At 28.9% G+C, this 12,007-nt stretch carries 13 protein-coding genes; 12 read left to right on the top strand and 1 reads right to left on the bottom strand.

What is annotated here, in order from left to right:
- Positions 1–15: 15 nt before the first annotated feature.
- The 9 genes from DR020_RS02570 to DR020_RS02530 all read left to right on the top strand — a co-directional run bounded on the left by DR020_RS02570 (position 16) and on the right by DR020_RS02530 (position 7,282).
- Complete coding sequence (locus DR020_RS02570; protein WP_055260160.1) at positions 16–1,047, top strand: hypothetical protein; 1,032 nt, start codon at positions 16–18, stop codon at positions 1,045–1,047.
- A 94-nt stretch (positions 1,048–1,141) separates the two neighbouring features.
- Entirely contained in the window at positions 1,142–2,599 is a 1,458-nt protein-coding gene (locus DR020_RS02565) for a PTS galactitol transporter subunit IIC (RefSeq protein ID WP_055260161.1), read from the top strand.
- 32 nt (positions 2,600–2,631) lie between these two features.
- Positions 2,632–3,336 (top strand): L-ribulose-5-phosphate 4-epimerase, encoded by a 705-nt coding sequence (araD, locus tag DR020_RS02560; RefSeq protein WP_112365191.1) that lies wholly within the window; start codon positions 2,632–2,634, stop codon positions 3,334–3,336.
- A gap of 3 nt (positions 3,337–3,339) precedes the next feature.
- The gene (locus DR020_RS02555; protein ID WP_112365190.1) at positions 3,340–4,194 is read left to right on the top strand and encodes an L-ribulose-5-phosphate 3-epimerase; all 855 of its coding nucleotides are present in this window, start codon (positions 3,340–3,342) and stop codon (positions 4,192–4,194) included.
- Entirely contained in the window at positions 4,187–5,008 is an 822-nt protein-coding gene (locus tag DR020_RS02550) for a transketolase (RefSeq protein WP_112365189.1), read from the top strand. Before DR020_RS02555 ends, DR020_RS02550 begins: the two co-directional genes overlap by 8 nt.
- Positions 5,008–5,943 carry a transketolase family protein gene (locus DR020_RS02545; RefSeq protein WP_112365188.1) on the top strand — a complete coding sequence of 312 codons (936 nt, stop codon included), beginning with the start codon at positions 5,008–5,010 and terminating at the stop codon, positions 5,941–5,943. Before DR020_RS02550 ends, DR020_RS02545 begins: the two co-directional genes overlap by 1 nt.
- Before the next feature lie 22 nt (positions 5,944–5,965).
- Positions 5,966–6,244 carry a hypothetical protein gene (locus DR020_RS02540; RefSeq protein WP_055260166.1) on the top strand — a complete coding sequence of 93 codons (279 nt, stop codon included), beginning with the start codon at positions 5,966–5,968 and terminating at the stop codon, positions 6,242–6,244.
- A gap of 43 nt (positions 6,245–6,287) precedes the next feature.
- A complete protein-coding gene (fsa, locus tag DR020_RS02535; protein WP_055260167.1) occupies positions 6,288–6,941 on the top strand; it encodes a fructose-6-phosphate aldolase in 654 nt (217 codons plus the stop codon).
- Between the two features lie 53 nt (positions 6,942–6,994).
- Positions 6,995–7,282 (top strand): ATP cone domain-containing protein, encoded by a 288-nt coding sequence (locus tag DR020_RS02530; RefSeq protein ID WP_146739581.1) that lies wholly within the window; start codon positions 6,995–6,997, stop codon positions 7,280–7,282.
- A gap of 138 nt (positions 7,283–7,420) precedes the next feature.
- Here DR020_RS02530 and DR020_RS02525 read toward each other — a convergent pair whose 3' ends face one another.
- A complete protein-coding gene (locus tag DR020_RS02525; protein WP_112365187.1) occupies positions 7,421–9,184 on the bottom strand; it encodes a glycoside hydrolase family 13 protein in 1,764 nt (587 codons plus the stop codon).
- A gap of 127 nt (positions 9,185–9,311) precedes the next feature.
- On the opposite strand from DR020_RS02525, the gene DR020_RS02520 reads away from it, so the two are divergent.
- The 3 genes from DR020_RS02520 to DR020_RS02510 all read left to right on the top strand — a co-directional run bounded on the left by DR020_RS02520 (position 9,312) and on the right by DR020_RS02510 (position 11,852).
- On the top strand, positions 9,312–9,980 hold the full coding sequence (locus tag DR020_RS02520) for a helix-turn-helix domain-containing protein (protein ID WP_112365186.1): 669 nt from the start codon (positions 9,312–9,314) through the stop codon (positions 9,978–9,980).
- A gap of 301 nt (positions 9,981–10,281) precedes the next feature.
- On the top strand, positions 10,282–10,797 hold the full coding sequence (locus tag DR020_RS02515; protein WP_112365185.1) for a PaaI family thioesterase: 516 nt from the start codon (positions 10,282–10,284) through the stop codon (positions 10,795–10,797).
- 17 nt (positions 10,798–10,814) lie between these two features.
- On the top strand, positions 10,815–11,852 hold the full coding sequence (locus DR020_RS02510; protein WP_112365184.1) for a M42 family metallopeptidase: 1,038 nt from the start codon (positions 10,815–10,817) through the stop codon (positions 11,850–11,852).
- Positions 11,853–12,007: the final 155 nt, after the last annotated feature.

The following is a 12,007-nucleotide window of genomic DNA, read 5'->3' as shown; positions in this document are numbered from 1 at the left end:
GTGAGGAGTGTTTTAATGAAGTTTGAAAGAAAATTTTTGACTGATTTACATAGATGTTATGCAACTAGTAGTGTAACTATAAATGGAGAAGAAAAGATACTTGTAGCAACTGAAGGTGAAGGTTCATGTTTTATGTACGATTCTAAAACATTTGAACAATCAACTGTATGGGATGGGCCTGGAGGAACTATGTCAATAGTTCCAATTCCAAAAAGAGAGGGAGAATTTTTAGCTGTGCAGAATTTTTTCCCAACATTTCAAGCAGAAGAATCTCAAATAGTATGGGGAAAATATATTGATGGTAAATGGGAAATTAAAGTTTTATTTAAATTACCATATTTACATCGTTTTGATATATTAGATGCAGATGGAAAATTATATTTTATAGGAGCTATTTTGTGCAATAGTAAGAAATTTAAAGATGATTGGAGTGACCCAGGAAAAATTTGTGTAAGTGAAATTCCAAATGATTTAACTAAACCTTTCGAATTTAGGGTTATTAAAGAAGGGTTAACTAAAAATCATGGATATTGTAGAGCAAGATATAATGGCAAGGTGGTCTCTTATGTGACATCACAAGAGGGTGTATTTAGAGTGATTCCTCCTTATGAAAATAATGATTGGAGAGTTGAAAAAGTAATAGATAGACCAACAAGTGATGTTGCTGTTATAGATATTGACGAAGATGGAGAAGATGAGTTAGTAACTATAGAAGAGTTTCATGGAAAACATTTTAGAATTAATAAAAAGTGTGGAAATGAATATAAAATTATTTATGAATATGAGAAGAAGATGGATTTTGGTCATGTAGTGTGGGGAGGAAAACTTAGAGGAATTCCTACAATAATTGGTGGATATAGGAGAGAAGATAAAGATTTATTTTATATACAATGTGTAGATAAAGAAAAATTGATATTTGATACAAAAGTTATAGAGTCAGGAGTAGGTCCAAGCAATGTGCATGTTATAAATGAAAAAGATAGAGATATTATAATATCAGCAAATAGAGAAGTTGGACAAGCAGTTTTATATATTGTTACAGAGTAAATTTTAAATAATATGCTACTAATAATTATGTATATTTAGTTTATACTAAATATACAAGCATATTATTAATTATTATTTTAAGGAGGCATTAGTTATGGTAAATTTCATGCATTCTTTTTTTACTAATATAACGGCTCCAGCATTTTTACCTGTTATTATATTTATAATATGTAAAGTGCTAAAAATGAAAACTAAAAAAGCATTTTTATCAGGTTTATACGCTGGTATTGGTTTAGAGGGCTTTATGTTGTTAATAAATGCCTTTACTCCGATAGTAAGTCCAATAGTAAAACAAATGGTAGATAGCACAGGAATACATTTACCAATAATAGACTTAGGTTGGCAAACAGCGTCAGTATTTGCTTACTCAAGTGAAATTGGCTTAGCATTCTTTGCTTTTGCAATAGTATTTCAAGTGTTTTTATTTTTTATAAAATGGACTGATATATTTCTACCATCAGATTTATGGTTGAACTATACATATATGATTTGGGGTGCAATGTTGTATGTTGCAACTGGAAATTGGATATTATCATTTGGTCTTATGGTTATGTTAAACCTTTTCAGCATACTTATATTTGAAGTTATATCAAATAGGTGGTCAAAGTATTATAAATATCCTAATTGTACTATTGTATCAATGCATAACACCGAGGCTAGTTTATTTTTAATATTAATTGATCCACTACTTAACTTTTTTAAACTTAATAAAGTTAAAATAAATCCTAAGAGATTAAGAGAGAAATTAGGAGTATTTGGTGAACCAGCTACATTAGGATTGCTTGTAGGTTTGTTTATAGGTTTCTTAGGAAATATGGATAGGCTTAATAGTTTAGTGGCATGGGGACAAATAACTAAATTAGGAATAGTTTTAGCAGCACTTATGCTTATATTTCCTAAAATTGCAGGTATATTTGGACAAGCATTTAAGCCTATGGCTGAGGCTGCAAATAAAAGTATACTTGGTGGAAATACAGAAGAGGGAAACAACAATGATAAAACTACTGTTAAAAAGGTTAAAAAGTGGTTTATTGGTGTAGATGATTCTACAGGATATGGTGAACCAGCTACATTATTAACAGGAACTATCCTAATACCTATTATGTTGTGTATGGCTTTGATTTTACCAGGTAATGAAACGCTACCTATGGTTGATTTGATATCGTTACCATTTATGATTGAATCAATAATAGCTCTTACAAATGGAAACATGATAAAAGTAATAATAACAGCTACAATGTGGTATTCAGCTGGTTTATATATGTGTACATGGACTGCACCGTATTATACACATGCAGCAGAAGTAGCAGGAATAGCTTTAACATCAGGTGCACTTATGATAACAAGTTTTAATATGATGGCACAGCCAATAGCAGGAGCAATATTCTTTGCATTTTTAACACAAAATCCTATATGGATAGGCGTTGTAATAGTAGTTTACTTTATATGTTTTATTATAGTAAAAACAAAGAAAGCTAAAATACATGAATATATAGAAAGACAGGCGGCTAAAAATGATAGAGCTAGCGCTGATGAAGAGTGGGCAAGTTGATGTATTTTTATATTAAAAAGGAGAGTTAAATTATGTTAGAGGAATTAAAAAAGCAAGTATTTGAAGCAAATCTTTTATTACCTAAAAATAATTTAGTTGTATTAACTTGGGGAAATGTATCAGGTATAGATGAAAGTAGAAAATATATGGTTATAAAGCCATCAGGTGTGAATTACGATGAAATGAAAATTGATGATATGGTAGTGCTTAGTTTAGAAACAGGAAAAGTAGTAGAGGGAAACCTTAATCCATCTTCAGATACAGCTACGCATATTGAATTATACAATAAATTTAAGGATATAAAGGGTGTTGTCCATACTCATTCGAGATATGCAACAATTTGGGCACAAGTAGGAAAAGATATTCCCCCTCTTGGTACAACACATGCAGATTATTTTTATGGAAATATACCATGCACTAGAGAAATGACTGAGAAAGAGATAAAAGGGGATTATGAGCTTGAAACAGGTAAAGTTATAGTTGAAACATTTAAAGATAAAAATCCGTTATATGTTCCAGGGGTATTAGTTCATTCTCATGGCCCTTTTACTTGGGGTAAAAGTCCATATGATGCAGTATATAATGCAATAGTATTAGAGGAGGTTGCTAATATGGCAATGCATACTAAACTTCTTAGTGAAAAGGATTTTAAAACTATGAGTAGTGTGTTAGAAGAAAAACACTTTTTAAGAAAGCATGGAAAGAATGCATATTATGGACAAAAAAATAGGAGATAAATTATGAAAAAGTATAGTTTAGGATTATATGAAAAAGCAATGAAATCAGATATTACATGGGAAGAAAAATTAAGTTGTGCTAAGGAAAATGGGTTTGATTTTGTTGAAATTAGTATAGATGAAACAAATGAAAAATTAAGAAGGCTTGATTGGACACAAGATGAACGTATGAAATTTTTAGAAACTCAATTTAAGGTGGGCATTAGAGTAAGTTCTATGTGTTTAAGTGCTCATAGAAAATACCCTATGGGTAGCTTAGATGAAGAAGTGAGAAAAAGGTCAATGGAGATAATGGAAAAAGCAATAATGCTTGCAAGAGATATAGGAGTGAGGGTAATTCAATTAGCTGGTTATGACGTTTATTATGAAGAACATAATGAAGAAACAGAAAAATTATTTTTAGAGAATTTAAGAAAAAGTGTAGAAATAGCGTCAAAAAATGGTGTGATTTTAGGGTTTGAAACAATGGAAACTCCTTTTATGGATACTGTAGAAAAAGCTATGAAGTATGTAAACATTATAAATTCTCCATATTTAAAGGTTTATCCTGATATAGGGAATTTAACTAATGCATCTAAAATATATAAAAAGAGTATTGTGTATGACTTAAAAAGTGGAGAGGGTTCACTATTTGCTTGTCATTTGAAAGATACGGTTGAAGGAAAATATAGAGATATAAGATTTGGAGATGGAAGTGTAGAGTTTGAAAAAGTTATACGAGAAGTATGGAAGTTAGGTGTTAGAAGATTTACTGGAGAGTTTTGGTATCATGGTGAGGAGAATTGGCAAGATAATATTAAAGAAGCTAATAAATTTTTAAGAGAGATAATAGATAATGTAGGAGGAGCACATGAATAGCATAGAAAATTTAAAAGAGATATCAAGAGTAATAAGAAAAGATATTGTAGAAATGTTGACAGAATCAGCATCAGGACATCCAGGAGGATCATTATCAATAGCAGATATAATGGCAACATTATATTTTAAGGAAATGAATATAGATGTTAAAAATCCAAAGGATGAAAATAGGGATAGATTTGTTTTATCAAAAGGGCATGCAGCACCAGCTCTATACAGTGCTTTAGCAAGAAAGGGATTTTTTGATGCTAAAGAATTAAAAACTTTAAGAAAAATAGGTTCAAAGCTTCAAGGACATCCAAACATGAATGATTTACCAGGGATAGATATGTCAACAGGTTCATTAGGTCAAGGAATATCAGCAGCAGTTGGAATGGCATTAGCAGGAAAGCTTGATAATAAATCTTATAGAACATTTGCAGTTTTAGGGGATGGAGAGCTTGAAGAAGGACAAGTGTGGGAAGCAGCAATGGCAGCAGCTCATTATAAATTAGATAATTTAACAATATTCGTAGATTCAAATGGATTACAAATAGATGGAGATGTTACAAATGTAATGAATCCAAGACCAATAGATAAAAAATTTGAGGCTTTTGGATGGAATGTTCTTATAATAGATGGACATAGTCATAAAGAAATAATAGAAGCTATAGAAAAAGGAAGAAATACTAAGAATATGCCAACTTGTATAATTGCAAATACTATAAAAGGAAAAGGTGTTTCATTTATGGAAAATGAAGCAGCATGGCATGGAACTGCTCCAAGTAAAGAACAATGTGCAAAGGCACTTAAAGAGTTAGGAGGACAAGAGTAATGGCAAATAAAATAGCAACAAGAGAAGCTTACGGAAAAACTTTAGCAAAATTAGCTGAAGAAGTTGAAAATATAGTAGTATTAGACGCAGATCTTTCAAAGTCTACAAAAACAGCGGATTTTAAAAAGGTAGCAGAGGATAGATTTTTCAATATGGGAATTGCAGAAGGAAATATGATGGGAGTTGCAGCAGGACTTTCAACTTGTGGAAAGATTCCTTTTGTTAGTACTTTTGCTATGTTTGCAGCAGGAAGAGCTTTTGAACAAATAAGAAACTCTATATGTTATCCTAATTTAAACGTAAAGGTATGTGCAACTCATGCAGGACTTACAGTAGGAGAAGATGGTGCATCTCATCAAGCTATTGAAGATTTATCTTTAATGAGAAGTATACCAAACATGACAGTTATATGTCCATCAGATGCAATTGAAACTGAAGCTGCAATAAGAGCTGTTGCAAAATATAATGGGCCTTGTTATGTAAGACTTGGAAGAGCGGCAGTAAATGTTATAAATGATAGAGCTGGATATAGTTTTGAAATTGGAAAAGGTGTTGAACTTGCAGGTGGTAATGATGTAACAATAGTTGCAACAGGAATAATGGTAGATGTTGCTTTAGAGGCTAAAGAAATGTTAGCTAAAGAAGGTATAAATGCTAGAGTTATAAACATACACACTTTAAAACCTATAGACAAAGAAATTATACTAAAAGCTGCTAGAGAAACTGGTGCAATAGTTACAGTTGAAGAGCACAGTATAATAGGAGGACTAGGTTCTGCAGTATCTGAGGTTGTGTGTGAAGAAAGACCTGTTCCAGTTGTAAGAATTGGTGTTAATGATAAGTTTGGTGAAAGTGGTAAACCAGATGAACTTTTAAGGGCTTATGGTTTAACTTCTGAAAATGTTGTTTCTGCTTGTAAAAAGGTTATTGGTTAAAGGGATAAGGAGTTGATATAAAATGCCTAATTTTTTTGTAGTTAACATTGTAAATTTAATATTATTAGTGGGAGTAATTTTTTACTCAGTTAAAAAAATTGGGGGCTCAAGGTATATTAGGAAAATTGAAGTTAAATCAATTGTAGCTATAATTATTTTTGATTTCATAGCTCTAATATTAGGATTTACTACAATTATACCGAATATTATATCAGCTGTTGTAATATTATACACCATATTTATTTTATATAAAACAAATAAAGCAATGAAACTTAGAGAAAAAATGAAACAAAAAAATTAAAATTTAGAAGATATTTAGATATAAAGATAAGGAGAAATATATTATGAAAATTTTTGTAGATACAGCTAAAGTAGAGGATATAAAAAAGGCAAATGATATGGGAGTAATTTGTGGGGTAACTACTAACCCATCGCTTATAGCAAAAGAAGGAAGAGATTTTAAAGAAGTTATTACCGAAATTACGCAGATAGTTGATGGGCCTATAAGTGGAGAAGTAAAAGCGACAACTACTTCAGCAGAAGGAATGATTAAAGAGGGAAGAGAAATTGCATCTATTCACAAAAATATGGTTGTAAAAATACCTATGACAATAGAAGGATTAAAAGCTGTTAAGGTTCTTTCGAAAGAGGGGATTAAAACAAATGTTACTTTGGTATTTACATCAAATCAAGCGCTTTTAGCAGCAAGGGCTGGCGCATCTTATGTTTCACCATTTTTAGGTCGCTTAGATGACATATCTCAATCAGGTATAGAATTGATAAAAGAAATATCTAGCATATTTAAGATATATAATTTTGATACAGAAATAATTGCAGCTAGCGTAAGAAATCCTATACATGTAAAAGAATGTGCATTAGCTGGAGCAGATATAGCAACCATTCCTTATGGTGTAATAGAACAAATGACAAAACATCCTTTAACTGATGCGGGAATATTAAAATTTCAACAAGATTATGAAAAGGTTTTTGGGAAATAAAAATATTATATATTCAAATAGTTTTAAATGTTAACGGAAAGGTTTTGGTGATAATGCAAGTAAGAAAAAGAAATGGATTTATACGTAATTTTAAAACTATTAAAATAGAGTATAGTATTATAAATTCTGCTAATGATGTTGGAATTTTTCTTACAGAATCTGATATTAAGTTATTAGTTCATGAAATATTGTACATGATAACAAAAGTCCATAAGGATAGTTTGTCACGTGTAATTTCAACATATGAACTTAAAGGGATGGTTTATTGTGCTTTGATTAATGAAGGGTTTTCAGAAGTAGCAGAATCTTATATGGATATTGCTTTTAGAAAATATTCGTAAATATATTTAAATTAATGAATTTGCAGAATAAAAATGATATGTATACTTAATTAAATTTTAAATATAGACAAATAGGTTTTTAATGATACTAAGGCATACCTATTTGTCTATCTCATATAACACTTTATAATAAAAATTTTATGAAATTACGTGTAAAATTTTAAATTCCATTGACTTTAAAAGTGTATTAGAATTTAATATTTCTATTTTATTAGTTATAAGATTTGTGCAAGTATAATTAGCATTTAAATCAATATATTCACTATGGTCATTATTATTAATAATAATTATATATTTTTCATTATTATATTCTCTAGAGTAAGACAGGATATTATTTTCTCCAGATATTTCTTTAAAATCTCCATGTACAAAAGTTGGATGTTTTTTTCTGATAGTAATCATTTTTTTATAAAAATTTAATAGGTCATGATTTTGAAGTTTTTCATTCCAAATCATACATTTTCTATTTTGAGGATCTTCTCCACCACACAGACCAATTTCATCACCGTAATAGATATATGGAACACCAACATAGGTAAATTGAAAACAAATGGCAAGCTTCATTTTTTCTATGTTATCATGACATTCAGTTAAAAATCTTGCGGTATCGTGACTTCCTATAAGATTTAATAATTGTTTATTTATACTATTCATATAAAGCATTCTATTTTGACCTAAAATATTTAAAAATTCTCTAGCAGTAATATTTTTTTTAGCAAAAAAATCAACACAAGCAAATTTTATTGGATAATTCATTATAGAATCTAATTGGTCGCCTTTCAAAAAATTATTAGCTTCATGCATTATTTCGCCGATTATTACAGCATCCTTATTAACGCTTTTAATAGTATCCCTAAATTTTTTCCAAAATGTGTGGCTAACCTCATCGCAAACATCTAATCGCCAACCATCTATTTTATATTCTTTAATCCAAAATTTTGCTACATCTAAAAGATATTTTGTAACCTCAGGATTACTTGTATTTAGTTTAGGCATATTTTTATGAGCATTTCCAAAAGCGTAGTAATTTATTTTTTCAGTTGAAACTGGAAAGTTGTTTATGATATACCAATCACTATATTGGGAGTTTTTTTGATTTCTCAAGACATCTTTAAAGGCAAAAAAATCATCTCCAGAATGATTAAACACAGCGTCAAAAATTATTTTTATGTTTTTTTTATGACATTTATCAATTAATTCTTTCACAAGCTCATTGCTTCCAAATTCAGGGTCTATTGTATAATAGTCTTGAGTATTATATTTATGATTTGAGGATGATTTAAATATTGGAGTTAAATAAATAACGTTTACACCTAAATCTTCTAAATAATCTAATTTATCTATAATTCCTTGAATATCACCACCAAATTTTGAGTGATAATCTACATGTGGATATCCCCAAGGTTTTGTATTTTTTGGATTTATCACAGAATTACCATTACAAAATCTATCAGGGAATATTTGATAAATTATAGATTCTTGAAGCCATTTTGACTCATTATAAACATCTTCTCTAGCAATGTAAGGAAATTGAAAAGCATTTATTAGAAGCGTATTAGATGTTTTGCTTTGTTGGTTTGTATTATCATATTTTTCGTCAATAAATCCTCGTTCATTAAAAAGAGTTGTAAAATTATTAAAATCAGTTAGCTCGAAAAAATATCTGTATCGATTCCATTTGACAGATATGGAGGTTTCATAATAAGTAAAAAGGTCTGTTTCCGAAACTATATACATATCTTTTGATTTATAAGGTAAATGATAGTCATATCTATCTTTATAATATATTTTGCAATTTTTAATATCATTTTTACAGGTTCTAATTCTGATTGTAAGTGTATTAGAATCTTCAGCATAAGCGTATGGGATATCTAATAAATGAAGTATTCCAAATTTGTTCATGGGTTTTATCTCCTTAAATTTATTTATATAACAATAAGATAACGTAATTATATCAAAATATATTGAAAAAATTTGTATATTTACAATATAATTGGTATATATATTATCTAAAATTTAAGGAGATTTTATGGGAACTTTTAAATCAGATTATTATATATTTAACAATGATATAGATGCCTTAATAAAGAATAAAGAAAAAAACGTTATTTTAAAAGTTATAAATGATAAACACATAGAAGAAATAATTAATAATATAGATATTTTAGATAAGAAAAATGATTTAATCATATGGAATGCTATTTATGTAAAAGAGATAATAAAAGAAGGTATTTCGAAAAAATATTTGCATCCTATATATAATGATTTTTATAATATTATTCAAAATACAGATAAATTAAAAGATTTACAAAAATTAGAAATAAATATGGCTATATGTTATCTGGATTTTCTAATAAAGGATGTACAAGTTACTGAAAATTTTATTTTAAATAAAATTTTACAAGTGATTCACGTAAGTATTGAGGATCATATACAGGCAAAAGACATTGCTAAAGCTGTAAATATTTCAGAGGGATATGCATTTAATTTATTTAAAAAATATATGGGAATATCTCTTATGGAGTATGTAAGAAAATTAAAAATTGAAAGAGGAAAGGTGTTGTTATTAAGGACTACTAAAAGTATTTTAGATATATCAATTATTTTAGGTTTTTATGATCAAAGTCATTTTACGAAAGTTTTTAAAAAAATAGTTGGTATAACTCCAACAGAATATAGAAATACACATTATTTTTAAAGGATTATATGTAGAAATAAAATACTTTTTAAATAAAAAAAGTTCTTGGAGAATTATCCAAGGACTTTTCTATTTAAAAAGCATATAAGGAACCAAATACATTCCTAAAATGAAACTTAAACAGATAATAAAATTTAAAATAAAAATGATTAATAAATTACCTTGATTTAATTTGTTATTATTTAGCATAAATATCACCTCTTTGCTTTAATTATTTCCACAAATATAAAATTTAAATCACTTTTTTACGATATTTCGTCTATAATTATATGTAGAATATATTAAAAGGGAGGTTTAGAGGATGAAAGTAAAGGTAGTTCAAAAACAGGCAAATGGAAAAAAATGCATTGTATGTGGTTTGAAAAATGAATTTGGTTTAAAAAGTGAGTTTTATGAATTAGAAAATGGTGAACTTTTATCTCTTTGTAAAACAGGAGAACTTCATCAAAGTTATCCAGGAAGAGTGCATGGAGGTGTATCATCTGCCATTTTAGATGAGGTTATAGCAAGAGCTATTGCAATTAAAGAGCCAGGAATTTGGGGGGTTACTGTTGAGCTTAATATCAAATATAAAAAACCAGTTCCTTTAGAACAAGAGATAAAAGCGATAGGACGAATAACAAGAAATACTAGAAAGATATTTGAAGGTTCGGGAGAAATTATATTAGAGAATGGCGATATAGTAGTTACTGCGACAGGGAAATATATAAAGATGCCAATAGAGAAGATATCGGGTGAAAGTTTAGATGATGATGAATGGACTTTAAATATAACAGATAATGATTTAAAGGAAATAGACATTCCACAAAATATATAGTAATTTAAGGAGAAGATATGGAATTATTAATTAATAAAGAATATGTATTAAATACAGCAAAAAAGATATTGGAATTTAATAGTCCAACAGGTTTTTGTTTTGAAATAATGGATTATATAAAGGATATAGTAGAGTCGTTTGGATATGAATTTGAAACCACTAACAAAGGATGCGGAGTAATTACTGTAAAAGGAAAAAAGGACGATAAAGTTGTAGGGCTTTCTGCACATGTTGATACTTTAGGTGCTATGGTTAGGTCTATAACAAACGAAGGAAATATAAGATTTACAAGTCTTGGAGGCCCTATTTTACCGACATTAGATGGTGAGTATTGTAAGATAAGAACTAGGTCTGGGAAAACATATACTGGAACATTTTTGAGTGAAAGTTCCGCAGCTCATGTTTTTGATGATAGTTCAACAAGAAAGCGTGATGAAAAAAATATGGTAGTTAGAATTGATGAATTGGTATATTCAAAAGAGGATGTTGAAAAATTAGATATATGTTCAGGTGATTTTATATTTATTGATACTAAAACTACTATAACAGAAAGTGGATTTATAAAATCTAGATTTATTGATGATAAGGGAAGTGTGTCAGCTTTAATAGGCTTATTAGAGGCTATGAGTAGACAAAAAATAGTTCCAAGTTATACAACAAAAATTATTATATCAACTTATGAAGAAGTAGGACATGGTGCGTCATATATTCCACAAGATATAACAGAAATGATAGCTGTTGATATGGGGTGTATTGGAGACGACTTAGGTTGTACAGAGGAAATGGTTAGTATATGTGCTAAAGATTCTGGAGGACCTTATGATTTTAATATGACGACTGATCTTATAAATTTGGCAAAGGATAATAATATAGGTTATGCAGTTGATATATATCCAAGATATGGTTCTGATGTAGGTGCAGCTTTAAGAGGGGGAAATAACATAAGAGGCGCTTTGATTGGACCTGGAGTAAATGCATCTCATGGTATGGAAAGAACACATTATAGTGCTATTGAAAATACTATGAAACTTTTATATTTATATTTAACAAAATAATGATAATTTAGAGTTCGTAGATTTATAAAATAATTATTCATTTAGATAAGTTTACGTATTTTTTGTACAGTTTATTGTTTGAGGTAAGCATTGTACTAAGATAAAAAACACATTACATAGTATAAAAGTAATGTGTTTTTTTTATACTAAGATTG

The sequence above is a fragment of the Sarcina ventriculi genome (genome assembly GCF_900456775.1).
In the GTDB taxonomy this organism is placed as follows: domain Bacteria; phylum Bacillota; class Clostridia; order Clostridiales; family Clostridiaceae; genus Sarcina; species Sarcina ventriculi.
The sequence above is the reverse complement of the archived record's forward strand: the minus strand, read 5'-3'. Positions and strand labels throughout refer to the sequence as shown.